The following is a 25,361-nucleotide window of genomic DNA, read 5'->3' on the forward strand; positions in this document are numbered from 1 at the left end:
CATCCCCGGATCCCGGCCCGCTCATCCCAGGAAGCCCGCCGCCCCGGCCCGAACCCGGTCAGCGGGCCTCGGAGCCGGACCGCCTGCTCGCGAAGAGCCGGAGCCGGTCAGGAGAAACGCTCGACGGTCACGGGGACCGCTCCCGCGTGGCGCATGACCGTCGTCAACCGCCGCAGCAGCGGCCCGAGGGGCTCGTCGGACGTGGTCCCCAGATGGGCCGTGAGATCGACGGAGCAGGCGGCTCCGGGCCCGATCCGGCGTACGTCCCAGGTGAAGACGTCCGAAGCCGTGCGCAGCTCACCCGTGGCGACGACCCGGGTCCGCGGGTCGCCGGCTTCCACGGCGAGCGTCACCACGTCCGCGAGGCGGGACAGGTGCGGCTCACCGGCGAACAGGACACGGTAGACCCGCGTGTCGTGGAACCCGTCGGGAACTCGCGGCGGGCTGAGGCGCAGAGGAGGCGAGTCCGGCAGCGGCTGGTGGTCGTGGAAAAGGGCCCGCAGCCGCGTCTCACCGGGCAGTTCGCCCCCGCCGAGATCGTGGTACGCGGCCTCGGCCTCGGGGCGGCTCACCGCGCGGACCCGGGTGCGCAGGCCGGGATCCTCGCGCATCGCGCGTCCGAAGGCCGCCGAACTCCACCAGACGCCGTCGGCCGCGGTCCATCCGGCGGTGTCCAGGCCGACGGTCCTGAAGTCCTCGGTGAGCGTGAACTCCTCGACGACGATTCCCTCGGCCGGGGCTCCGTCCGTGCCTGCCGCCGGCGTGATCAGGTAGTAGTCCAGAGCCGCCTGCGATCCAGACTCGGCGGTGACGCCCGCCTGCCCGCGCCCGCGTATGTCGCTGGTCATGGGCGCACCCTACTGACCTTCGGCCGTCCACACGCCGGGCGGGCGGCTCGCCCAGTGCCTCACCAGGACTGCGCCCGAGGAGGAGCGGGGCGGGCTCAGTGAGGCATGGTGCTCATGTCCGAGCCGGTGCCCGAGCTCATGCCGCCCATGTCGTGGCCGGGAACGTTCCCGTTCTCGTCGGCCACCATGAACACTCCCGCCATCCCCATGTCCGAGTGGCTTTGGACATGGCAGTGGTACATCCAGGCGCCGGGCCCGACCCGCTCCCCGGCGATCACCTGGAAGCCGAACGACTCGGCCGGTCCGGTGATCTTGGTGTCGATGATCCGGGTCTGGTCCTGCGGGTTGTCCAGCAGACCGGTGCGGTTGTCCGCCCAGCGGTGCCCGTGGAGGTGCCACGTGTGGAAGAAGTCTCCATGGGTGACCACGATGAACTCCACACGCTCGCCGATCTTCGCCATGAAGTGGGGAGCTTCGCCGGCCTTGGCGTTGTTGACGGTCATGTCGTTGAAGAAGACGACGAACTGCTTGTCCGGCAGGATGTCGCCCTTGCGGCGCACCACCAGCGCGCCGTATAGGCCTCTCTTGATGCCGCCGGTGCCGTGGTCGGTCCCCACAACGTGGTCGTGGTAGTGCCAGTAGCCGGCGCTGCCGGGCTCGATGGTGCCGCCCGGGCGGCGGCCCGGCGCGTGGGTGCGCCAGACGTAGGTGCGCCGGCCTCCCGGCTCCACCACGCTGTCGCTCATTCTCGTGCCGTCGCTGGTGAACTCGTAGTCCACCCCGTGCACGTGCAGGCTGGCGGTGACATCGGTGTTGTTCACCAGCTCGATCTCGAGGGTCTCGCCTTCGACCATCTCGATGAGCGGGCCGGGGATCGTGGCTTTGCCGGGCTCCAGACCGTAGCCCAGCAGGTTGTTCGGCAACTTCTCCGCGTACAGGGTGATGCGGCGGACGTCGCCTTTGTCGGGCTTGCCGGTGACCTTGTCGGATGGCGCCGCGTCGGCCTGGCTCGTCCCGACCAGCGGCACGAACGCGGCGGCCGTCGCGGCCGTGGTGAAGGCGCGCCGGGAGAACATGCCTCGCGTCGTACCCCTGCCTACCTCGGTCATGGTTCCCCATTCGGGTCGTGACGCCTCACTGCCGTGAGGCGAACGGCAACTGTCGTAGCGCCGGCCCGGGGGACCGGCCTGGACGGCGCGACGTCTCGCTGGGGCTCCCCTGCAGGGGGGCCGGTTCCCGCCGGGACGGGGACCGGTCAACGAGCCTTTCGACACCGTGGATAAAGCTTTCGATGGAAGTAGGCGATACTTCTGCTAAAAAGTCAAGAAGTCATGTTGTAAAGAAGAGAACTTTGTAAAGGGACTGGATGAAGTTCGGTGAGGCTGCTACGTTGAGCCCAAACCGCCCACTTGACGCGACTCGACTACCACAGTCCATGCAGGTCTCGTGGGCATCACTGGCCCTCGTCCCCCCGCCCGCCCACGCAACCATCCGCGACTCCCCGAAAGGCTCAGCGGTGCTTCGGCGACACCCCCCACAGCCGACATCCGCCCCGCACGGTCCGCCCTCTCACGTCCCGGCGGACCTGCGGCTCAGACGCACCGGACCACGCCCCGGCGGCGCCGCCAGGCGTCGCCGGCCTCGCGGCACCCCGGCCTGAGACCGGCAAGACACCCTCATTCCGGTCGCCGTCCCGGCAGGACGGCCGGCGACCGCTGCACGCGATCAGTCCTGGCGCCCGCCACGACGGGCTCCGTGGCGATCGCCCGCCGACAACGCGATGAACGGCGATGCCGCACGTCCGCGACGGCCCAACCGCCCCGACCACGCCATGACGCGACGCGTCACCGCGTCACCGCGACGCGGGGTCAGGGACAGAACGGCAAGTGAGAGGAGGAGACGGCAGCACCCTCGCGCCTTTCGGCATCTGCGTGCCCGGTCACCGCCACGGCTGACCGAACGACCTCCGCAAGGTGCTGATCCAACCCCCCGACCTGAAGGAGCGAACGATGGGTCGCAGAGACCTGCTCGTACACCCCCGGCCACCCGCCTGGCGCCGCGCTCTTGTCGCGGCGTCGAGCGCCGCCCTGACGCTGGGACTGGCGACCGTCCCCGCCATGCAGGCGCAGGCCGCACCGGCCCTTCCCGCCGCGCAACTGCAGGCGCAGGCCAAGCCCAACCCTCCCGAGCCGGATACCGGTAAGCCAGACAAATCCGATGAGTCGGTCAGTGTGCTGGTGTTCCACGGACCCGCCAAGGAACAGAGCGACCCGGTCGAGAAGGCCGCGGACTCGATCAAGAACCTGGGCAAGGACAACGGCTTCTCCGTCGAGGTGTCCGAAGACCCGGCCGTCTTCACCTCCAGCAACCTGGCGCGCTATCGCGGGGTGGTGTTCCTGTCCGCCAAGGGCGTGACGCTGAACGCCGCCCAGGAGGCCGCCTTCCAGGCGTACATCCGGGACGGCGGCGGGTTCGTCGGCGTCCACGACGCCGTACGCGCCCAGCCCGACTCGTCCTGGTTCACCGAACTGGTCGGCACCCGCCCCGCCGGCAGCCTGCCCCCAGCGGAGAAGGTCGTGGAGGTCACGGCGAGCGGGGACAACCCGCCGAACGAGACCAAGGAGAAGCTGGTCGACGGGAACAACAACAGCAAGTGGCTGACGTTCAACCCGACCGGCTGGGTCTCGCTGAAGCCGGAGCAGCCGAAGGCGATCGCCCACTACGCGCTGACCTCGGCCAACGACTTCCCCGGCCGCGACCCGAAGGACTGGACGCTGCAGGGCTCCCAGGACGGGAAGAGCTGGACGGACCTGGACAAGCGGACGGGGGAGACCTTCCCCTCGCGGTTCCAGACCAAGGAATACACGTTCACCAACACCACGGCGTACGCGTACTACCGGCTGAACATCACGGCGAACAGCGGTGAGCCCCTCATCCAGCTGGCCGAGGTGCGGCTGTTCGGTCCCGACGCCGGGCCTCCGCCGGACAGCCAGGTGCAGAAGGCCACGGTGGACTTCACCGACCGTCAGCACCCGGCGAACAAGGGCCTGCCGTTCAACGCGACGCGGTCCGACAAGTGGATGAACTGGAGCCCGAGCCCGCTGGGCAAGGTTCAGACGGTCGCGCAGGTCGAGGAGTGGACCTACAAGGCGGGCCTGAACGGCAACGGCGCGTTCCACCCGATCTCGTGGTGCCGCGACTACGACGGCGGACGGTCGTTCTACACCGGCATGGGCGGCACCGAGGAGAGCTACACCAAGGACGAGCAGTTCAAGAGCCACCTCGGCGGTGCGATCAAGTGGGCGGCCGGCCTGGTCCGCGGCGACTGCCAGGCGACCATCGCGTCGAACTACAAGACCGAGCGACTGACCACGCAGAACCAGTCGGGCCAGCTCGACCAGATCGGCGAACCGCACGGCCTGACCGTCGCCCCCGACGGCAAGGTCTTCTATGTCGGCAAGGCGGCCTGCCCCACCGGCCCGATCGCCGACTGGAACGACCCGAAGGTCGGCCTCGGCTGCGGCACGATCCACCAGTGGGACCCCAAGACCAAGCAGGTCAAGCTCCTCACCACCCTCGCCGTCATGGGCAACCGCGGCAGCGGCGACGAGCTGGTGAAGAACGAGGAGGGTCTCCTCGGCATCGTGCCCGACCCCAAGTTCCAGGAGAACGGCTGGCTGTACGTCTACTGGATGCCGCACGAGTCGATCGACAGGGACAAGCGGATCGGCAAGCGGACGATCTCCCGGTTCACCTACGACTCCGCCACTCAGACGATCGACCAGAAGACCCGCAAGGACCTGCTGCAGTGGGACACCCAGATCCACAGCTGCTGCCACGCGGGCGGTGGCATGGCCTTCGACAAGGAGGGGAACCTCTACGTCGGTTCCGGTGACAGCAACTCCTCCGGCGGCTCGAGCGGTTACTCCGGGAACAACTGGACCCAGGATTACAAGGGCACCTCGTTCCAGGACGCCCGCCGCACCGCGGGCAACACCAACGACCTGAACGGCAAGATCATTCGTATCCACCCGGAGGCCGACGGGACGTACACGATCCCGAAGGGCAACCTGTTCACGGGTAAGGAAGAGGGCGGCGGCAAGACCCGCCCGGAGATCTACGTGATGGGCGTTCGCAACATCGCGCGGCTCCAGTGGGACAACGTGAACGACTGGCTGACCGCCGGATGGGTCGGTCCGGACGCGGGCGGCCCGAGCGAGATCTGGGGTCCGGCGAAGTACGAGACCGCGACGATCCTCACGTCCGCCGGCAACCAGGGCTGGCCCTACTGCATGGGCAACAGACAGCCCTACCGTGACCGCAGCAACGTCGACGCCAGCCAGCCCGCCGACTGGTACAACTGCGGCAACCTGAAGAACACCTCGCCGCGCAACACCGGCCTGGTCGACATCCCGCCGGCCCGCGACAACATGATCTGGTTCTCGCCGCAGGGCGGCGGCCCGGTCTACCCGAAGCGGACCGACGGCAGCGGCCTGCCGACCTACAAGCCGGGCGACGAGACCTTCACCGAGCCCTACCTTTCCGGCGGCGGCCAGGCGATCATGTCCGGGCCGACCTACCACCGCTCCGAGGTCGACACCGACAGCGGTGTCGCGTGGCCCGCGTACTGGGACGACAAGTGGTTCATCGGTGACGAGTCCAACGCGAACAACCGGGTGGCCGTCACCGTCGACCCGAAGGGCGTCAAGGACGCGAAGCCGCCCGTCTTCGCCGAGGACCTGCGCTCCATCATCCAGCCCGGCGGCGGCGCCACCCAGCTGCAGTCGTGGATGGACGCCAAGTTCGGCAAGGATGGCGCCCTCTACATGCTGGACTACGCCGGTGGCTTCTTCAGCCTGCACCCCAACCAGAAGCTGATCCGCGTCACCTACCAGGGTGGTCCGGCGACGCCGAACCCGAGCCTGGCCACGGTGCGGCCGGAGCGGCAGAGCACGCCGAAGACGGTGGTGTTCTCCCACGCCAGGGCCGGCGGCGTGAAGTGGGAGTGGGACTTCGGCGACGGCAGCAAGCCGTCGACCGAGGCCGACCCGACGCACACCTACAAGGACTTCGGCACCTACAAGGCCACGCTGAAGGTCACCTACGCCGACGGCGAGGTGACGACCGGCGAGATCACCGTCGAGATCGGCTGCCCGGCGCCGGACTCCCGGACGACGGTCCGGCTGCTGGACACCGACACCGGCGTGGCCAACCGCGTCGTCGGCGGCGGCTGCACGATCAACGACCTGATCGACGACGAGCGCATATGGCAGAACCACGGCGAGTTCGTCAAGCACCTCAACGACCAGGTGAACGAGTTCCGCAAGGACGGCGTCATCGACAACAAGGAGGCGTCCACGCTCAGCAAGGCGGGGGCGCAGTCCGAGATCGGCAAGACGAACGGCTACGAGACCATCTTCGACGGGACCGCGCAGTCCCTGCAGGGGTGGTCGCAGGCTCCGACCGGCCAGTTCATCCTGCAGCAGGACGGCACTCTCCGCACCTCCGGTGGGATGGGCATGCTGTGGTACTCGGCCAAGGCGTACGCCGACTTCTCGGTGCGGCTGCAGTTCCGTGACGTCGCGCCCGGCACGGCCCGGGCCAACACCGGCGTGTTCGTCCGGTTCCCCGACCCACGGACCCCACTAGACCAGCGTCCGGCCGGGAGTTGCGGCACGGTCGGATCGGCCCGTACGTCGGAGGCGTGGGTCGCGGTCTTCTGCGGCCACGAGATCCAGATCTACGACGGCGACTCGGGCGAGCCGCAGAAGACGGGCTCGATCTACAACTTCCAGCCGAACACGCTGGACAAGGCGGGGGCGACCCCGAAGGGCCAGTGGAACGACTACGAGGTCCGGGTGGTCGGGCAGCACTACACGATCATCCGCAACGGCGTCGTGATCAACGAGTTCGACAACACCCCGGGCAAGTCGTCGTCCCGCGCCGGCGACCCCGTTACGGACCTGCGTCAGTTCGTCAGCGGGTTCATCGGGCTGCAGAACCACAGCAACACCGACCTGGCGGAATTCCGCAACGTCCGCGTGCGGGAGCTCTGACCCGGTAGCCGGGCGGGGGGAGTCCCCCGCCCGGCCCTAACCCCATGACCTCAGGCGGACGGACGCCGTTCGTCCGCTCACATGCACGTTCTGTGAGGTGCGACCTCAGATGCAGTTACTGACAGGAAGGCTACGCAGGGCGCTACGCGCCGTCGTGGCCGTGGCGCTGTTGTGCGTGGCGCTTCCGGCGCTGTGGCCGTCGCCGGCCGAAGCCGCCGCCGCGCCGCAGTTCGAGGCGCGGCAGCAGGTCGCCCAGGCGGCGGCGCAGGTGCTCACCTGGACCGCCGACAACGGCATGACCGCGTACAAGGACGCGCCGGCCACGGCGGTCGCGGGACCCGCGACGATCGTCTTCGAAAACAGCATGGCGACCGGCAGCACGTTCGGGATGACGCACACGCTGACCTTCGACGTCTCGACGCCCGGATACAACCACGACGTCAACGTCAACATCATCGCCAGCCCGTACGACGCGGACGGCGGCCGGCACGAGATCCAGGTGAACCTCACCCCCGGCAAATACCGCTTCTTCTGCGCGATCCCCGGCCACCAGATGGTCGGCGAACTCGTGGTCACTCCCGGCGGCCCCACCGACACGACGGCGCCACTGGCGTCCGCGAACGTGTCGGGCGAGAAGGACGCCGACGGTAACTACGTCGGTTCGGCGACGGTGACGGTCTCGGCGAGCGACACCGAGTCGGGTGTGGACCGGGTGGAGTACGCGCTGGACAACGGGGCGTTCACCACCTACTCGGCTCCGGTTTCGGTCAACACCGCCGGGTCGCACACGGTGCAGTATCGGGCGACCGACAAGGCGGGCAACGTCTCGCCGGTGGCGTCGGTGTCGTTCACGGTGGTCGCTCCGCCGGCGAAGGACACGACCGCGCCGCAGGTGTCGGCGCAGGTGGCCGGTGACAAGGACACCGACGGCAACTACGTCGGTTCGGCCACCGTGACGATCTCGGCGAGCGACAGCGAGTCGGGTGTGGACACGGTGGAGTACTCCCTGGACTCGCAGCCGTTCGCGCTGTATTCCAAGGCGCTGACGGTCGACCAGCCGGGTGCGCACCGGGTGAGCTACCGGGCCACCGACAAGGCGGGCAACGTCTCGGCGGTGGCGTCGGTGACGTTCACGGTCGTGGTCCCGCCGGCCAAGGACACCACGGCCCCGCAGGTGTCGGCGCAGGTGGCCGGTGACAAGGACACCGACGGCGACTACGTCGGTTCGGCCACCGTGACGGTCTCGGCGACCGACACCGAGTCGGGCGTCGACAAGGTGGAATACGCGCTGGACGACGCATCCTTCACGACGTACTCGGCGCCGATCTCGGTGAACAAGACCGGGTCGCACACGGTGCAGTACCGGGCGACCGACAAGGCGGGCAACACCTCGCCGGTGGCGTCGGTGTCGTTCACGGTGGTCGCTCCGCCGGCGAAGGACACGACCGCGCCGCAGGTGTCGGCGCAGGTGGCCGGTGACAAGGACACCGACGGCAACTACGTCGGTTCGGCGACCGTCACGATCTCGGCGAGCGACAGCGAGTCGGGCGTGGCGACGGTCGAGTACTCCCTCGACGGGCAGCCGCTCGGCCTGTACTCGGCGCCGGTGGCGGTCAAGCAGCCGGGCGCGCACACCGTGAGCTACCGGGCCACCGACAAGGCCGGGAACGCCTCCGACGTCGCGTCGGTGTCGTTCACGGTCGTCTCCGCGGAGCAGAAGGACACCACGCCTCCGCTGGCGTCGGCGCAGGTGGCCGGTGACAAGGACACCAACGGCAACTACGTCGGTTCTGCGACGGTGACCGTCTCGGCGACCGACACCGAGTCGGGCGTGGACAGGATCGACTACGCCCTGGACGGCGGGGCCTTCGCGACGTACTCGGCTCCGGTGTCGGTGAACACGGCCGGGTCGCACACGGTGCAGTACCGGGCTACGGACATGGCGGGCAACGTCTCGCCGGTCGGGTCGGTGTCGTTCACGGTGGTCGTTCCGCCGGCCAAGGACACGACCGCGCCGCTGGTGTCGGCGCAGGTGGCCGGTGACAAGGAGACCGACGGCAACTACGTGGGCTCCGCCACTGTCACGATCTCGGCGAGCGATAGCGAGTCGGGTGTGGACACGGTCGAGTACTCCCTCGACTCGCAGCCGTTCGCGGTCTACTCGAAGGCGCTGACGGTCGACCAGTCGGGGGCGCACCGGGTGAGCTACCGGGCCACGGACAAGGCGGGCAACACCTCGGCGGTGGCGTCGGTGACGTTCACCGTGGTGGTCCCGCCGGCCAAGGACACCACGGCCCCGCAGGTGTCGGCCAACGTGTCGGGCACGAAGGACGCCGACGGCAACTACGTCGGCTCGGCCACGGTGACGGTCTCGGCGACCGACACCGAGTCGGGCGTCGACAAGGTCGAGTACGCCCTGGACGGCGCGGCGTTCGCGGCCTACACGGCTCCGGTCTCGGTGAACAGGACCGGGTCGCACACGGTGCAGTATCGGGCGACCGACAAGGCCGGCAACACGTCGCCGGTGGGGTCGGTGACCTTCAAGGTCGTCGCGCCGCAGCAGGACGACACCACGGCTCCGCAGGTGTCGGCGCAGCTCAGCGGCAGCATGGACTGGGCGTGGAACTACGTCGGCTCCGCCACGCTCACCATCTCGGCGACCGACAGCGGGTCGGGCGTGGCCACGGTGGAGTACTCCCTCGACGGGCAGCCGTTCGCGCTGTACTCCAAGCCGGTGGCGGTTAGCCAGCCGGGGGCGCACACCGTGAGCTACCGGGCCACCGACAAGGCCGGCAACACCTCCAACGCGGGCACGGCGACGTTCAGCGTCGTCGGCGCCACGTCGGGCTCCGACTGTTCGAAGCCGGGCAAGGGCAAGGGCTGCACGGACGACTGAGTTCGTGCGGCCGCAAGCGGCCTCGGTCCGGCGACGGCCCGAGGCCGCCTCTTCTCGTCGTGCGGGACTCGCCCTCATTCGGCCCGGAAGGGGTCGTGCTCGGCGAGGAGCTTGTCGAGCCGGGCCTGGTCCACCCGGCTGACGACGGTCGCCTCCTCCTGCCGGTCCCGCACGCACTTGGCCAGCGTGAACGTCGAGGTCACCACGTACATCAGCCCGAGAGCGAGGAAGGAACGCACCCAGGTCGTCACCGGGAGGTAGAGGATGCCGGCCGCCAGGCCCACGAGGGAGATCACGAACGAGATGACGGCCTGGAGATAGAAGGCCGTCGTTGTCGGGGGTTTCACCGATTGCGCCATGACGCCATCGTCCGCGCCGTCCGCCTGCCGGACATGAGCGCCAATACTCAGTTACCGGTGAGTACGAGCACCCGCTCAGTGCTCCAGGTTCAGGGCGTTGCCGATGTACATGGCCGCCAGCATGGTGAACAGGAACGCCTGGAGGAACTGGATGAATATCTCCAGGGCGGTCATCACGACGGCCATGGCCACGCTGAGCAGGCCCACCGGGGCTCCGAGCACCGTGGGCTGCTCGACGAGGAACCAGAATCCCACCGCGCTGAAGAACGCCAGCAGCAGGTGCCCGGCGAACATGTTCGCGAACAGTCGTACGGCATGGGTGAACGGCGCGAAGACGAACGTGTGCAGCAGTTCGAGGGGCGCGTAGAACGCGAGGGCGAGCGGCTTCGGCAGACCGGGCGGGAACATCAGGCTCTTGAGATATCCGCCCACCCCGTGATGCCGGAAGCCGAGATAGAGCTTGATCACGTACACGACCACGGCGAACACCACCGGGAACGCGATGTGGGAGTTCACCGGGAACTGCACGCCCGGGATCACCCCGAAAAGGTTCCACAGCAGGATCACCGAGAACAGACTGAGCAGGAACGGCATCCACCTCTCGGCGTCGGCGCCGAGGAACGGCCGGGCCACCTGGTCGCGGACGAACAGGTAGCCGTATTCGCCGAGGTGCTGCAGGCCGCGCGGGACGAGCTTCGGCCGTGCGAACGCCCCCCATGCGAGCGCGCACAGCAGGATCACGCCGACCACGGCCAGCACCACGGGCTTGTTCAGCCAGTGTGGCGCGCCGGGCCACAGCGGCGGAAAGTCGAACAGTTCGAGACCGGGCACGGTGAACTCGTCCCCGGCGAGGCTGGCGGGCATGGGAACCCCCTCGTCCGGCCGTAAAAACTGAGTACGACGTACTCACTTTGTCGATGTGATCGTACATACCGAGTACCGTGTACGCAATAGTGCGACGACCTGGGACGATCAACGATGACGGGCCACGAGAACCTGTGGATGCGACCCGAGCGGCCTGCCCGCGGGCCGCGGCCGAGCTTCAGTCGCGCCGCACTCGCGCAGGCGGCGATCCGCATCGCCGACGCCGAGGGGCTGGAGGCGATCTCCATGCGGCGGCTCGCCGCCGATCTCGGCGCGGGCACGATGTCTCTGTACCGCTACGTGACGAGCAAGGACGAGGTGTTCGACCTCATGGTCGACACCGCGGTGGGCGGGTATCTGCCGGAGGACCGGCGGCCACCGGATGACTGGGTCGAAGGGCTCCGCCTGCTCGCCTGGCAGGCCCGGCGCACCATGCTGCGCCACCCATGGCTCGCACCGCTCGCGGCCGGCCGCCCGCAGGCGGGCCCGAACAGCGCGCGTCTGATGGAGACCGCCCTCGGCATGCTCGACGGCCTTGGCCTGAGCGTCGACAGGATGCTGACCCTCGTCGGCGCGGTCTTCGCGTACGTGAACGGCTACATCCAGAGCGAGCTGGCCGAGAGCGAGGCGCTCCGGCGGTCGGGGCTCACGCTGGCGCAACGGCTGGCGCAGCACCTGTCCTATATCCAGTCGCTCATCGCGACGGGGAACTATCCCATGCTGGAGCGGATGACGAAGGAGGGCGGGCGGGAGTACATGGGCACCGACGACCGCTTCGCGTACGGTCTCGACCGGCTGCTCGACGGCATCGCCGCGGGTCTGCCGCCGAACGGCGGCTCGGAGGGGGCCGCGTCGTCACGGTGACGCCGACTGCCGGTCCCAAAGACGCGCCCAGTCCCGGAGAGGTGCCGGTTCCCAAGACGCGCCCAGTCCCGGAGAGGTGCCGGTTCCCAAGGACGGGCCCGGTTCCAACGACGCGCCCGGTCCCGGAGCGGTACGGCTCAGTTCGGGGTGATCTCGTGGAGGCGGCAGACCTGCCGCCAGACGCGCGCGTCGAGCTGGCCCGCCCTGTCCTGGAAGTCGGCGACGGGCACGCGGACCGGGCCGGTGAGGTCGAGGAAGCTGTTGTGGTCGGCGTCCGGGTCCCAGGTGCGGGTGGGGATCTCCAAATGATCGGAGCGGTCGCTGCGGTCCTGGCTTGTGATCTTCAGGACCTCGGCGCCGTCCCGGTGTGTCCTGAGCACCACGCAGGGGCGCACCTTGTGGCCCGGCCCGTCCTCGTAGGGCACGTCGGCCCACCAGATCTCACCGGGCTGCGGACCGGACTGGGTGGCCGCACCGCCGCGCGCGCCCGCTTCGCCGCCCGTCGCTCGGCCCGCGGCCCGGCCTCCGCTTCGGGCCCCCGCCCCGGAGGTGGTGCCGCGCCTCGTGCCGGGAGCGGTGCCGCCACCGGACCTGGTGCCCGGCCCCGTGGTCCCGGCCGGGGCACGACCACCGGGCCGCGCGGTCCGGCCGGCGCGGCCCGACGGATGGCCGCCCGACGGGGGGCGCGGCGCGGACCGCCGGCGTGAGACCCCCGGCAGGCGCCCGGTCACCCCGAGTGCTCCGAAAACGACCAGCACGGCGACGATCACAACCACCCAGATCATGGCCGACAGCCTACGGCTCCCCGCGAGCGCGCAGGCCGGTCGCGGTCAGGAGCGGGCATCCCAGGCGGCGAGGATGCGCGCCTCCTTGTCGGAGGCGATGCCGTGGTGCATCCGGCCGCCGAAGCTGCGCCGCTCCTCGGGGATGTCCTTCAGCCACTCCCAGGTGTCCCGGACGGTCTCCCGCACGGGCCGGCAGGTGAGACCCGCGGCGATCGCCTTCGCCGAGGAATGCGTCCACACGCCTTCGCGGTCCGCCGCCGGATACCACAGCGGAAGCTCGGTCCACATCTGCACGCCCTGGCCGACCAGGAACTCGTCGTCGGCCCACACCAGCTCCGCGTCGGAGCCGGTGACCTCCACGCAGTCGTTCAGCCAGCCGCCGTACGTGGCGTTGCCCTGCACCCCGCCCGTCATGTAGCGGCCGGTCGTGCCCCTGGCCGCCTGGCCGAGGGTGAAGGCGGCGATGTCGCGGGCGTCGATGAGCTGGATCGGCAGGGCCGGGTCGCCAGGAGCGAGCACGCGCCCACCTTTGGAGATGCGGGTGAGCCACCAGGGCAGCCGGCCCACGTTCTCGTGCGGGCCGAGGATCAGGCCGGGCTGGATGATCAGGGCGGCGCCGTCGAAGTGCTGCTCGACCGCCCGCTCACAACCGGCCTTCAGCACGCCGTAGTCGCCGAACTCGGCGTCCGCGTCCGGCGGGCACTCGTGCAGGGGGGAGGTCTCGTCGAGGCCGGACGTGCCGGGCCAGTCCGGGTAGGCGGAGATGCTGGAGATGAACGTGTAGTGCGGAGCGTGCCCGGACAGCGTGCGCACCGACTCCAGGACGACGCGGGGGACGAACCCGCACACGTCGATCACCGCGTCCCACTGCCTGCCACCGGCAAGCCGCCGCAGGTCGTCGGTGCTCTCGCGGTCGCCGCGCACCGCCTCCACACCGGGCAGGTCCGCTCCGCTCCTGCCCCGGTTGAACGTCGTGACCTCATGTCCGCGCCGCAGCGCCTCGTCCACTATGGCGCGTCCGAGAAACACCGAACCGCCGATGACAAGAATCTTCATAACGGTCATCCTTGGCCCGCCCGTGCCACACGTCTGCCCCGTTTCACGGTCGGCGGACATGGTCCGCTGTCAGCGGAAGGCAGGCGCCGGTACGGCCCCGGCGCGCCGCCGCACGGTCGTTCTCCCCGGCACGGCCATTCCCTCCGGCACGGCCATTCCCTCTGGCGCGGCCGGACCGCAGCTCAGTAGACCGCAGCCCGGCCGGTGCGCCGCTCAGCCGGTGCGCAGCTCGGGGACCGGCGTGAAGCGTTCCCGATCCAGCAGGTGCACCCGCGCCGCGCCGATGTCGAAGTACAGGCCCATGAGCTCCAGCTCCCCGGCCCGTACGAGGGTGTCCACGAACGGGTGGGTGCGCAGATTGTCGAGCTGCTGGATCACGTTGGTCCGGCAGAGCCGGTCGAGCGGCCCGGCGTCGTCGTCACACGACTCGGCGGCCACGAACCTGGCCAGGCTCTGCCGCCCGTGCCGCAGCCAGCTGCGCAGCGCGGGCAGGTCGGGCACCTCGCCCAGCAGGGCGGCCATGGCGCCGCATCCCGAATGCCCGCAGACGGTGATCATGCGCACATCGAGCACCTTCACCGCGTACTCGATCGTGGCCGCGACCGAGTCGTCGGCGGGCACGGCGCCGGCGCGCGGCACGAGGTTGCCGATGTTGCGCAGCGTGAACAGGTCGCCGGGACCGCTCGCGGTGATGATGTTCGGCACGATGCGGGAGTCAGCGCAGGTGATGAACAGGTGCGACGGCGACTGCTTGCGGGCCATGCGGTGGAGCACCGACCGGACCATCGGCGCGGTCCTGCGCTGGAACTCCCGCGTCCCCTCCATCAGGTCGGGCATGCCCTGCGGCTCGCACAGCACGGGGACGTCGTCGTGGCCTCCGCCGTCCGCGCTGAGCACGGCGTAGGACCCGGCGTCCCCGGCCGCGGCGTCCATGCGACGGGAGTGGCGCCGGTAGGCCCAGGGCAGCCACCAGCGGTCGTGCCGGGGCGGAATCCTGGCCGGGAACAGGCGGACGCCGTTGATCGCGGCGGCGTACCACTCGCCGTGCGGCTCGTCCACGTCGATGACGCCGCCGGTGCGTTCGTGCTCAAGCCGCCAGGCGTGCAGCGCCTCGAAGGCGGCGTTGTCCATGAAGTCGAGGTGCAGGTCGAGCTCGACCACGACCCCCGCGGGGATGCCGCGCAGCGCCTCGGTCAGCCGGGGCACGCCGAGGAACGTCAGCGATCCGGTGACGACCACCCGCCAGCGCCGCTCGCCCGTCTCCCGTGCGTCGACCGACACCCAGGCCAGGCGGCGCAGGGCGAGCAGGGCGGCCAGCCCGAGGCCGATCGCCACGCCCTCGGCCAGACCGATCAGCACGACCGCGGCCATCGTCACGAAGTAGACCGGCATCTCACGGTGGCTGCGCAGGTTGCGTACGTGCCCGAGGTTGACCATCTGCACGCCGATGAACAGCAGCAGCGCCGCGAGCGCCTCCAGGGGGATCAACGTGATCATCCAGGCGAAGGCCGTGGTGAACAGCAGCACCCACACCCCGTGGAGCACCGCGGACCAGCGGCTCCGGGCGCCCGCCCGCGCGTTGGTGGTCGTCCGGACGACCACGCCCGCCACAGGAAGGCCGCCGAGCGCGCCGGACAGCGTGTTCGCCACGCCCTGCGCGGTGAGTTCGCGGTCGAGATCGGCGCGGGGTCCGTCGTGCAGGCGGTTGGACGCGACGCAGGTCAGCAGCGACTCCACTCCGGCGAGGAGGGCGACGAGCAGGACGGCTCCGGCGATCGCGTGCCAGTCGCCCTGTGGCATCACAGGTCCCTGGACGGAGGAGAACCCGCCCTTCAGGTCCACCTTCGTCAGGTCCCAGCCCGTCACCGCGGCCGTCAGCGCGGCGATCATCAGGGCGGCGAGCGGGGCGGGCACGGTGCGCAGCCGGGGGATGCGGCCCCACACGAGCAGGACCCCGATCGTCAGCACGCCGATCATGACGGCGTGCGTGTGGTTGTCGAGGATCTGGGCGGGGAGTTCGAGGACGTTCTCCAGCGCGGAGCGCTGTGGCGCACCGCCGAGCACGATGTGCAACTGGGACAGCGCGATCACCACGCCGACCCCGGCGAGCATGCCGTGGACGACGGCGGGGGAGACCCCGAGCGCCGCCCGCGCCACCTTGAGCCCGCCGAGAACCAACTGGAGGAGGCCGGCCATGACGGTGATGGCGCACGTGGCGCGCCAGCCGTACGTGTGGACGAGTTCGGCGACCACCAGGGACAGCCCCGCGGCCGGACCGCTCACCTGGACGACGGATCCGCCGAGGGCGCCGGCCACCACGCCGCCGACCACGGCGGCGACGAGCCCGGCCGCCACCGGTGCGCCGGACGCGACGGCGATGCCGAGCGACAGCGGCACCGCCACCAGGAAGACCACCAGCGACGCGGGTACGTCACGCCGGAGCACGGACTTCCAGTTACGTAGCGAGACCCCGTCGTCACTGATTGTCATGGGCTGACAATATGCCAGCCGCGGAGGTCGTCACCAGGCAGGGAACGGGAAAATCACCGGTAGTAGTCGGGATAGTCGCTCTCGGGGTTGCGGTGGCTGCCCCGCCGCCGCCCGCTCGCGGAGGTGGAGGCGTCGTCGTGGGCCTCGTCGTAGGAGGGCCAGCTTCCGGCGGCGTCCTGCTGCTCGGGCCACGACGGCTGCTGGACGCCGCCGTATCCCTGCTGCTGCCGGTCGTAGCCGTACTGGCTCTGCCCGGACGGCGCGTCGTAGCCCGCCGACTCGTACGGCGAGGCGGTCCCCGGGGCCGAACCGGTCACCGTGTCCGAGGCGTCGATCGTCGCCCAGCCCGCGCTCACCTCGTATGACGGGGTGGAGGGCGCGGCGGGCGACGGCGCCGAGGCGGCCGGGTAGCCGCCCTCCACCGGGTAGGCGGACGCGTAGCCGTCGTAGGCCGGGGTCTGGTAGGTCTCCGCGTTGGGCCAGGAGGACGCGCCGTGCGCCGGTTCCGGGTCGTCGAGCACGTCGCGGACGCCCGGCCAGGAGGAGTCCGTCGCGGGACCGGAGGCGGCGGGGGCCGGCGGGTAGCTGCCGGTGACCGGCCAGCCGGAGTCGGTGGCACCCGCTCCGTCGGTGCCGGTCACCGCCGGGTTGGGTGGGTAGGACGGCGAGGCGCCGGCCGCGCGGAACGGGCCCGTCGCGACGTGGGACGAGTCGTAGGCGTCGGATCGGGGCGTGTCGTAGCCCGCCGCCCACGCGTCGAAGGAGCCGCCGGTCGAACGGGCCGCGGGGTCGGCGAGAGCGTCGGCCGGCGAGGTGGCGGGCGAGGTGGCCTCGAACGCGCCGCTCGTGCGGGCCGGATCGTACGCGCCGGCGGCGGACCCGGCGGCCGGGATGGGGGAGGACGGCGTCGCGGCGTAGCCGCCCGTCGCGCGGCCGTCGTGGGAGCCCGCGCCGCCCTGCGAGGCGAACGGCCCGGTGGCCGCGGGCGTGTCGTAGGCGGGAGCCCCGAACGGGCCGGTGCTCGCCGCGATCCCCAGGGGGTCGGCGTTCGGCTGCGTCCCGTACGCGCCGGCGCTCGGGGCCGACGGGAACGGGCCCGTGGCCTGGTGGCTGTCGTGGGAGCCGCCGGCCTGCCCGGCATCGCCCGCGGCGGCCGTGGCGCGGCGGGCCGCGCGCGATGAGCGGCCGGACCTGCTCGGCCTGCGGCTGGACGTGCCGGGTGTGCCCGACCGGGTTCCGGCGGGGGCCGCGAAGGGGTCGCCGGCCGGGGACGCGGGGGCGCCGCTCGCCGCGGGGGCGTCGAACGGGCCGGTCGCGCGGCTCGCGTCGAAGGGACCGGTCGAGGAGCCGGCCGGAGCGGCGGGGACGTCGAGCAGGTCGGGCGTCGGAGCGGAGAAGGTGACGGTCTTCTGGTCGGCCATGGCCGAGGCGGGGACGGGGGCGCCGGGAAGCACAGGCTCGCCGGCGCCGGCGCGCCGGGCGCGGTTCGGGCGGGCGGGCAGGGGGGCCTGCACGGTCGCGGCGTCGGGGTCGGCCATCTGGGCCGCGCCCGCGGTCTCGTCGATCGGCCGGGGGGTGGCCATCCTCGCGGCGATCGTCCCCCCGAAGCCGCCGTCGTCGGCGCGTACGCGCGACCAGTAGTCGTCGTCGTAGTCGTCGGCGCCGCCCCACTCGTCCACGCCGCGCTTGCCGCGGGCGGCGGCGGCCTGTTTGCCGCCGCGCTGCGCGGGCCGTGCCGCCTGCCGCCCGCCGGGGCGGGGGGCAGGGCGGGGCGCCGGACGCTCCTTCTCCGGCTCCTCGAAGGCGTCGAACCCCGCGGGGAAGCTCTCGAAGAACGTCTCCTCGGCGGGCCGCCGGGGCTTGGGTCCCTTGTTCTCTGCCATCGCCTTGAGGCGCTCGGCGGAGAGAGCGCTCTCTCTGCGGTTCATCGACCGCATGCCCAGCGCCACGACCAGCAGCACGAGAAGCACGACGGCGACAAGACCCACAATGACCGCAGTCATAGCACCACCCTCAAGGCGATGGCCTTTCTGCGGCGCCGGTGAGGTCGCGCGGCCATCGACGCGACCTGTCCCCTTTGATCACCTGCGCTCAGCAATTGGATCCGATTCTGCTCGACCACAATGACCGTTGTCACACCCTAGGTGAAGATTGGTGTAGCACGACTACCTCCGGTGCCCAGCATGTCACTCGATCGTGTTCGCCGTGAGGCGCCCACGGGCGATGGTGTGACTCGCGATGCCCTCCAGGGTCTTCGCGAGGTCGGCGCCCTGCTTCAGGTCGAGCTTCGTGTTCAGCGCGTAGACAGTGAAACGGTAGCTGCCGCCGGCCTGGCATGGGGGCGCATAGCCCACCTTCCCGTTCGACGTCATGCCCTGGCGGGCCCCCCGGGGGACGTCGTCCATGCCCAGCTCGGTCGTCGCGGGGTCGATGTCGAACACCACCCAGTGCACCTCCGGGCCGCTGCGGGGACTGTTGTCGTCGACCACGAGGGCCACCGACTTGGCGCCCGACGTGCCCGACCAGCGGAGAGGCGGGTTGCCCTGCCCCCCCTTACAGGAGTAGTCGTCCGGCAGGGGGGCGCCGTCGCGGAACTGCGGGCTCGACACGCTGATGACGTCGAGGTTCCTCGGCGATCCCCCGCCCAGGATTCCACAGCCCGACGCGGCCAGCGTGAGCGCCGTCACCGTGACGGCGGCCCGCGCGACCGCTGATTTTCTCGGCGACCCCATGCCCGATGATGCTACGCGGATTGGACACGTGCCCCGACCGGATCGCGGTGATCCGTACCGATGACCGGGGCCGTGCGAGGCGCTGACCTCCGCGTTCTCCCGAATCGATCGGTACGTGCGGAGAACCGGTATGTGGGGGTGTGAGGCTCCGAGTGCCCTTATCCGCCACAATCGAGGCATGCAGGGGGACACGCCGGGAGTGGGCATGAGCTTCGCCGTTCTGGGCCCTCTCGACGTACGGCGCGACGGGCAGCCGGTCGAGGTCGGCGGGCGGCGGCTGCGGGCCCTGCTGACGCTCCTGCTGCTGGACGCCGGGCGCACCGTCTCCACCGAGGCGCTCGTGGCGGGGGTGTGGGACGACCGCCCGCCCAGCGGCGTGGGGAACGCCCTGCAGGCGCTGGTGTCCCGGCTCCGGGCCACGGTCGACCGCGGCCTGGTGGTCGGCGGGCCGTCCGGCTACCGCCTGGCCGTCTCCCCCGACCAGGTGGACCTCCACAGGTTCGCCCGCCTCGCGGGGGAGGGCGCCGCGGCGCTGGCCGCGGGCGATCCGGGCCGCGCCGCCGGCCTGCTGCGTGAGGCGCTCGGCCTGTGGCGCGGCGCTCCGCTGACCGACCTGCCGGACGCCGAGGTCGAGGTGGCCCGGCTGGAGGGGCTCAGGATCGCGGCCGCCGAGGACAGGATCGAGGCGGAGCTGGCCCTGGGCCGGCACGCCGACCTGATCTCGGAGCTGCGGCTGCTCGTCGTCGCCCACCCGCTGCGGGAACGGCCGCACGGGCAGCTCATGCGCGCTCTCTACGGGGCGGGCCGCCGGGTCGAGGCGCTGGCCGCCTACGAGGAGGCCCGGTCCGTGTTCGCCGACCTGCTCGGGGCCGACCCCTCGCCGGCTCTGGCCGGGCTTCACCTCGCGATGCTGAGGGGCGAGGCACCCGAGGAGGGAACCCGCCCGTCACCCGGGGTGACGCCCAGGAGGTTCGCCCGGATGGAGCAGGGGCTCGCCCAGGTGGAGCAGGGGCTCGCTCCGGTGGACGGGCCGTCGCCGCGCGCTGCGCGCCGGGGCAACCTGAGTGCGCGGCTGACCAGCTTCGTCGGCCGGGACGACGACGTCCGCAGGATCGGCGGGCTCCTCGCCGCCGACCGCCTGGTCACACTGCTCGGCCCGGGCGGTGCGGGCAAGACGAGGCTCGCGGTGGAGTCGGCCGAGGCGATCGCCGCGCGCATGCCCGACGGCGTCTGGCTGGTCGAGCTCGCACCCGTCGGGGACGCGGCGGAGGTGCCGCAGGCCGCCCTGACCGCGCTCGGCCTGCGCGACACCGGCCTGGTGCCCGTGCGCGCGGCGCCCGCCATGCCGTCCGCGCCGGGTGGGGAGTCCGACCCGGTGTCCCGGCTCGTCTCCGCTCTGGCGGCGCGCGACACGCTGATCGTGCTGGACAACTGCGAGCACGTGATCGAGCCGGCCGCCGCGCTCGCCGACCGGCTCCTCGCCGAGTGCCCCGGCCTGCGCATCCTCGCCACCAGCAGGGAGCCGCTCGGCATCACCGGAGAGCGGCTGTGGCCGGTCGGGCCGCTCGGCGCCGGTCACGCCGTACGGCTGTTCGCCGAGCGGGCGGCCGCCAAACGGCCCGGCTATCTGGTGGACGGCGAGCGCGACGCCGTCGAGCGCATCTGCCGCGAGCTCGACGGCATGCCGCTTGCCATCGAGCTGGCCGCCGCCCGGCTCCGCATGCTGTCGGCCGGGCAGATCGCTGAGCGGCTCGGCGATCGGTTCCGGCTGTTCACCGGCGGAAGCCGTACGGCCGTGCCCCGCCACCAGACGCTCCGCGCCGTCGTGGAGTGGAGCTGGGACCTGCTCGACGCCGGCGAGCGCGCGCTCGCCGCACGGCTGGCGGTGTTCGCGGGCGGGGCCACGCTGGAGGCCGCCGAGCAGGTCTGCGGGGGCGACATCGACGTGCTCGGCAGGCTGGTGGACAAGTCGCTGGTCGTGTTCGACGGCGGCCGCTACCGCATGCTGGAGACGATCAAGGCGTACGCCGCGGAACGCCTGGCCGAGTCGGGTGAGGAGCGGAAGGTGCGGCTCGCCCACGCAGAGTTCTTCGCCCGCCTCGCCGCGGACACCGAGCCACACCTGCGCGGTGCGGAGCAGCTCGTGTGTCTGGCCCGGCTGTCGGCGGAACACGACAACCTGTCGGCGGCCCTCAGATGGGCCTGCGAGGAGGCCGAGGCGGACCTCGCGCTGCGCCTGGTCGGCGGACTCGGGTGGTATTGGTGGCTGTCCGGCCATCGGCTGGAGGGCGCCCAGCGGTCGGCGGAGGCGCTGGCCCTGGCGGGCGACGACGGCGACCCCGCGCGGCTGGCGCTGGCCCACGCGGTGCACGGCATCACGAGTGCGGGCGGGGAGGGGAACCTGGCGCAGGCCGGGCGGAGCCTGGCGGTCACGGCCCGCCACGCGCGCGACATCCGGGACGCCGCTCCGCATCCCCTCGTGGCGATCGCGGTGCCGATCATGTCGATGTTCTCCGGCCTGCGGCAGGAGGCGGAGGCTCAGCTGGAGCCGCTGCTCGGACATCCGGACGGCTGGGTCGCCGCCTCCGCCCGTATCTTCCGCGCCCACCTGCACTTCAACGCGGGACGTTCCGAGGAGGGCGAGGCCGACCTGGTGCTCGCGCTCGACACGTTCAGGACGGTCGGAGACCGGTGGGGGGTGGGGAACTGCCTGAGCGTCCTCGCGGAGACGAACGCGATGCGCGGCGACCTCCGGAAAGCCGTGCCCCTCATGAAGGAGGCGATCGCGCTCCTGGAGGAGGTCGGGGCCGTCGAGGAGACGCCGTTCCTGCGCACCCGCCTGGCGGTCGCGCTGAGCGCGGCGGGCGACCGGGAGGCCGCCGAGGCGGCTCTGCGGGAGACCGAGCGGCTGTGCGGCGCCACCGGCGACCCCATCGGGCTGGCCGGGGTGCGGCACGTGCGGGGCGACTTCGCCCGGGCCGACGGCGACCTCGAGACGGCGCGGCGTCACTACGACGAGGCCGTCCGGCTGCTCCGGGCCACGCCGGCCATCCCCCAGTTCGAGGCGACGCTGACGACCTCGCTCGGCATGCTGGCCGGGCAGGAGGGAGACGCGGCGGCGGCCCGCGCCCTGCACGACACGGCGCTGGCCCTCGCGGTGAAGTCCGGCGACGCCCCGGTCGTCGGGCACGCGCTCGTCGGGCACGCGGCGCTCGCCGTCCACGAGGGCGACCACGCGCGGGCCGCCGTCATCCTCGGCGGGGCGGAGGCCGTCCGCGGGTTCGTCCACGACCCGAGCGTCGACCACCGGAGGGTGGCCGACGCCGTGCGGGCCGTGCTCGGGTCCGTGGAGTTCTCCCGGTGCGGTGAGCGCGGGCGCGCCCTGCGGCGCGACGAGGTGCTGGCCCTCGCGTCCCGCAGGACGTGAGTCCGCGACCGCGGGCACCCCGCAGCGCTGCTTTCAGATGCGGTTGCGGAAGGCGCGGACGGCGAGCGGGGCGACGACGACGGCGATGCCCGCGGCCCACAGCAGCGAGATCGTGGCGTCCGACGCGACCGGCCCGCCGCCGAGCAGTCCGCGTACGGCGTCAGCCAGGTGGCTGACCGGGTTGACCTCCACCCACTTCTGCAGCCAGGACGGCATGGTGTCGGTGGCGACGAAGGCGTTGCTGGTGAAGGTGATCGGCATCATCAGCGAGAACATCAGGATCTGTACCTTCTCCATGCTCGCGGCCGTGACCCCGACCAGCACCGCCGTCCACGACATCGCGAGTGCGAACGCCAGCAGCAGCGCGAGTGCGCCCAGCACCCCGGCGATCCCCGTGTGCACGCGGAACCCGAGCACCAGGCCCAGCCCGAGGAACAGGGCGAACGCCCACACCTGCTTCAGCGTGTCGGCGACGATGCGCCCGGCCAGCGGGGCGGAGCGGGAGATCGGCAGGCTGCGCAGCCGGTCGAACACGCCTTTGGCGATGTCGACGTTCAATCCGACGGCCGTGGTCATGCTCGCGAACAGCATGTTCTGCGCGACCAGGCCAGGCAGCGCGAACTGCAGGTAGTCGCCCGTGGACCCCGCGATCGCGCCGCCGAACACGTAGGTGAACAGCAGCAGGAACATGATCGGCTGCACGCTGAGGTCGAGCAGCTCCATCGGGTTGTGCTTGATCTGCACCATGCTCCGCCAGGCGAGCGTCATCGTCTGGCGCAGGGCCGCTCCCGCGCCCGGCCGGGAGGACGCCGCGACCGCGGGCGCGGTCTGGGTGATCGTGGTCATCTTCTCTCCTCGTCGCTTGGTGCGTCCTGCGGCTCCCGTCGCGGGCTCACGCCGCGGCCTCGGCGCCCTGCTGTTCGTCCTCGGCGCGGTGCCCGGTCAGTGCGAGGAACACCTCGTTGAGGCTCGCCCGGCGCAGCGACAGCTCCGCCGCGACCACGTCGAGGTCGTCGAGGCGCCGTACGATCGCGGGGACGGCCGCGGGGTCGCGCACCGGAGCCGTGACCTGGCCCTGGGAGACCTCCGGCGTGACGTCGAGCACGTCGGCCACCACGCGGCGGACGAGATCGAGGTGGGCGGTCTCGATGGGCCGCACCTCCAGGACCTGGCCCCGGGTCGCCGCCTTCAGGTCGTCCGGCGTGCCGCTCGCGATGACCTTTCCGTGGTCGAACACCACGATGTCGTCCGCGAGCCGGTCGGCCTCCTCCAGGTACTGCGTGGTGAGCAGGACGGTCACGCCCTCGTCCTGCAGGCCGCGGACGACGCCCCACAGCTCGGTGCGGCTGCGCGGGTCGAGGCCGCTCGTCGGCTCGTCCAGGAACAGCACCCGGGGGCGGCCGACGAGGCTCGCGGCGAGGTCGAGCCGGCGGCGCATTCCGCCCGAATAGGTCTTGGCCGCCCGCCCGCCCGCGTCGGTGAGCGCGAAGCGGTCGAGCAGGCCGTCGGCCCGGCGCCGTGCGTCCGCCCTCGTCAGGCCCAGCAGGCGGCCGATCATCATGAGGTTCTCGACCCCGGTGAGGGCGTCGTCGACGGCCGCGTACTGCCCGGTCAGCCCGATGAGCGAGCGCACCTGGTGCGCCTGCCGGACCACGTCGAACCCCGACACGCGCGCCCCGCCCCCGTCCGGCCGCACGAGCGTCGCCAGGATTCGCACCGCCGTGGTCTTCCCCGCCCCGTTGGGGCCCAGGACGCCCAGGAGGCGGCCCTGCGGCACCTCAAGGTCCACCCCGTCGAGCGCCCTCGTCTCGCCGTACCGTTTCGCCAGGCCATCGGCCTGGATCGCATAGCCCATGTCGTCTCCTCCGGTCGTGTGCGCCTCCACTCTGCGGGGCGACGCTGACACGGCTCTGAGGGCGGCCGTCAGCCGCTGACATATCGCTGACGGTGCGGCTGAGAAGGCGGAGAGGGCTGGGCGAGGACTCAGGGGCGGCGGGCCAGGACTCCGATGTAACCGCTGTTGCCGGGGTCGCCCGGGTACTGGTCGTGGCGGGGACGCCAGAGCTCGACGGGCACGACGCCGGGCTCCAGAATCTCCATACCGTTCAGCATGGCGGCGAGTTCCTCGGGTCCACGGTGCACGAAGCCCCCGGCGGAGGTCTTGCCGTAGACCGACTGTGCCTGCTCCACGTTGTTCTGGTCGGAGCGGCGGACATAGGTGTGGGAGATGGCGAGGTAGCCGCCGGAGGGCAGCCCGTCCCGCAGATTCGAGATGATCCGGCTCACCTCCGCGTCGTCGGTGAAGAAGTGCAGGACCGCCAGCGCGAGGATCGCCACCGGCCGGTCGAAGTCCAGGTGAGCGCGGACCCGCTCGTCGGCGAGGATCTCGCCGGGCCGCTGCAGATCCCCCTCCACGACGACCGTGTCGGGCGTGTCGGCGAGGATGGCGCGTGCGTGCACGAGAACCGTCGGATCGTTGTCCACGTAGACGGTGCGGGAACGCGGACCGAACGTCGCGGCGACCTGGTGCACGTTCTGCTGGGTGGGCAGGCCGGTCCCGATGTCGAGGAACTGGCGCACGCCGGCATCGGTCAGTTCCCTGATCACCCGCACCAGGAAGGCGCGGTTGGCGCGGGCCAGTGCGGGGATGTCGTACCCCTGCTCGCGCCCGAGCCGGATGACCCGGTCGGCGGCCTCGCGATCGGAGGCGAAGTTGTCCTTGCCGCCGAGGAAGTAGTCGTAGATGCGCGCCACGCTCGGGACTCTCGGATCAACACCCTGCGGAACGCGTCCTGTCTCCGTCATTCGTCGCCTTCCGCGCGATCGGTGCTCCGAGTGATGAACCCATGCATTAACGATCATAAGAGGTATGTGCGCGCCGCACCCCCCGTACGGCGATGAACCCGGACCAACGGGTTATACGTGGGCAGGAGCATGCAGGGCGAGGTCACTGTTGCTGTTCTCCGGGCTGGTGGGGAGCTCGG

Annotated in this window: 16 protein-coding genes; 4 read left to right on the forward strand and 12 right to left on the reverse strand. The window is 71.3% G+C overall.

Features of this window, described 5'->3' with window-relative positions; translation table 11 throughout:
• Nucleotides 1-107 precede the first annotated feature (107 nt).
• Nucleotides 108-848, reverse strand: coding sequence for a hypothetical protein (locus ACGFIB_RS11070; protein WP_393370636.1), 741 nt, complete (start codon nt 846-848; stop codon nt 108-110).
• A gap of 95 nt (nt 849-943) precedes the next feature.
• Nucleotides 944-1,924: a multicopper oxidase domain-containing protein gene (locus ACGFIB_RS11075; protein WP_208762246.1), complete on the reverse strand. Its 981-nt coding sequence runs from the start codon at nt 1,922-1,924 to the stop codon at nt 944-946.
• Nucleotides 1,925-2,857: 933 nt separating this feature from the next.
• Here ACGFIB_RS11075 and ACGFIB_RS11080 point away from each other — a divergent pair.
• Together ACGFIB_RS11080 and ACGFIB_RS11085 are read left to right on the forward strand one after the other, a co-directional pair.
• A complete protein-coding gene (locus ACGFIB_RS11080; protein ID WP_357242398.1) occupies nt 2,858-6,904 on the forward strand; it encodes a ThuA domain-containing protein in 4,047 nt (1,348 codons plus the stop codon).
• A gap of 109 nt (nt 6,905-7,013) precedes the next feature.
• A complete protein-coding gene (locus ACGFIB_RS11085; RefSeq protein WP_393370641.1) occupies nt 7,014-9,800 on the forward strand; it encodes an OmpL47-type beta-barrel domain-containing protein in 2,787 nt (928 codons plus the stop codon).
• A 74-nt stretch (nt 9,801-9,874) separates the two neighbouring features.
• On the opposite strand, the gene ACGFIB_RS11090 is transcribed toward ACGFIB_RS11085, so the two are convergent.
• Together ACGFIB_RS11090 and atpB are read right to left on the reverse strand one after the other, a co-directional pair.
• Nucleotides 9,875-10,159 carry a YiaA/YiaB family inner membrane protein gene (locus ACGFIB_RS11090; RefSeq protein WP_393370644.1) on the reverse strand — a complete coding sequence of 95 codons (285 nt, stop codon included), beginning with the start codon at nt 10,157-10,159 and terminating at the stop codon, nt 9,875-9,877.
• Between the two features lie 75 nt (nt 10,160-10,234).
• Entirely contained in the window at nt 10,235-11,023 is a 789-nt protein-coding gene (gene atpB, locus ACGFIB_RS11095) for a F0F1 ATP synthase subunit A (protein ID WP_357242407.1), read from the reverse strand.
• A gap of 114 nt (nt 11,024-11,137) precedes the next feature.
• On the opposite strand from atpB, the gene ACGFIB_RS11100 reads away from it, so the two are divergent.
• The gene (locus ACGFIB_RS11100) at nt 11,138-11,887 is read left to right on the forward strand and encodes a TetR/AcrR family transcriptional regulator (protein ID WP_393370648.1); all 750 of its coding nucleotides are present in this window, start codon (nt 11,138-11,140) and stop codon (nt 11,885-11,887) included.
• 137 nt (nt 11,888-12,024) lie between these two features.
• Here ACGFIB_RS11100 and ACGFIB_RS11105 read toward each other — a convergent pair whose 3' ends face one another.
• The 5 genes from ACGFIB_RS11105 to ACGFIB_RS11125 all read right to left on the reverse strand — a co-directional run bounded on the left by ACGFIB_RS11105 (nt 12,025) and on the right by ACGFIB_RS11125 (nt 18,950).
• Nucleotides 12,025-12,672 carry a type II toxin-antitoxin system PemK/MazF family toxin gene (locus ACGFIB_RS11105; RefSeq protein ID WP_393370651.1) on the reverse strand — a complete coding sequence of 216 codons (648 nt, stop codon included), beginning with the start codon at nt 12,670-12,672 and terminating at the stop codon, nt 12,025-12,027.
• Nucleotides 12,673-12,717: 45 nt separating this feature from the next.
• Complete coding sequence (locus ACGFIB_RS11110) at nt 12,718-13,728, reverse strand: NAD-dependent epimerase/dehydratase family protein (protein ID WP_393370654.1); 1,011 nt, start codon at nt 13,726-13,728, stop codon at nt 12,718-12,720.
• Nucleotides 13,729-13,941: 213 nt separating this feature from the next.
• Complete coding sequence (locus ACGFIB_RS11115; protein ID WP_393370657.1) at nt 13,942-16,218, reverse strand: SulP family inorganic anion transporter; 2,277 nt, start codon at nt 16,216-16,218, stop codon at nt 13,942-13,944.
• A 53-nt stretch (nt 16,219-16,271) separates the two neighbouring features.
• Nucleotides 16,272-18,221: a hypothetical protein gene (locus ACGFIB_RS11120; RefSeq protein WP_393370660.1), complete on the reverse strand. Its 1,950-nt coding sequence runs from the start codon at nt 18,219-18,221 to the stop codon at nt 16,272-16,274.
• 183 nt (nt 18,222-18,404) lie between these two features.
• On the reverse strand, nt 18,405-18,950 hold the full coding sequence (locus ACGFIB_RS11125) for a YbhB/YbcL family Raf kinase inhibitor-like protein (RefSeq protein ID WP_142571778.1): 546 nt from the start codon (nt 18,948-18,950) through the stop codon (nt 18,405-18,407).
• A gap of 205 nt (nt 18,951-19,155) precedes the next feature.
• On the opposite strand from ACGFIB_RS11125, the gene ACGFIB_RS11130 reads away from it, so the two are divergent.
• A complete protein-coding gene (locus ACGFIB_RS11130; protein WP_393370663.1) occupies nt 19,156-22,377 on the forward strand; it encodes an AfsR/SARP family transcriptional regulator in 3,222 nt (1,073 codons plus the stop codon).
• Nucleotides 22,378-22,410: 33 nt separating this feature from the next.
• Here ACGFIB_RS11130 and ACGFIB_RS11135 read toward each other — a convergent pair whose 3' ends face one another.
• From ACGFIB_RS11135 to ACGFIB_RS11145, 3 genes are all read right to left on the reverse strand, one after another.
• Nucleotides 22,411-23,223 carry an ABC transporter permease gene (locus ACGFIB_RS11135; RefSeq protein ID WP_142571776.1) on the reverse strand — a complete coding sequence of 271 codons (813 nt, stop codon included), beginning with the start codon at nt 23,221-23,223 and terminating at the stop codon, nt 22,411-22,413.
• Nucleotides 23,224-23,269: 46 nt separating this feature from the next.
• Nucleotides 23,270-24,232: an ATP-binding cassette domain-containing protein gene (locus tag ACGFIB_RS11140; protein WP_393370667.1), complete on the reverse strand. Its 963-nt coding sequence runs from the start codon at nt 24,230-24,232 to the stop codon at nt 23,270-23,272.
• A gap of 128 nt (nt 24,233-24,360) precedes the next feature.
• Nucleotides 24,361-25,239 carry an SAM-dependent methyltransferase gene (locus ACGFIB_RS11145; protein ID WP_393370670.1) on the reverse strand — a complete coding sequence of 293 codons (879 nt, stop codon included), beginning with the start codon at nt 25,237-25,239 and terminating at the stop codon, nt 24,361-24,363.
• Nucleotides 25,240-25,361 lie beyond the last annotated feature (122 nt).

This window comes from Microbispora bryophytorum (assembly GCF_043197435.1).
GTDB lineage: Bacteria > Actinomycetota > Actinomycetes > Streptosporangiales > Streptosporangiaceae > Microbispora > Microbispora bryophytorum.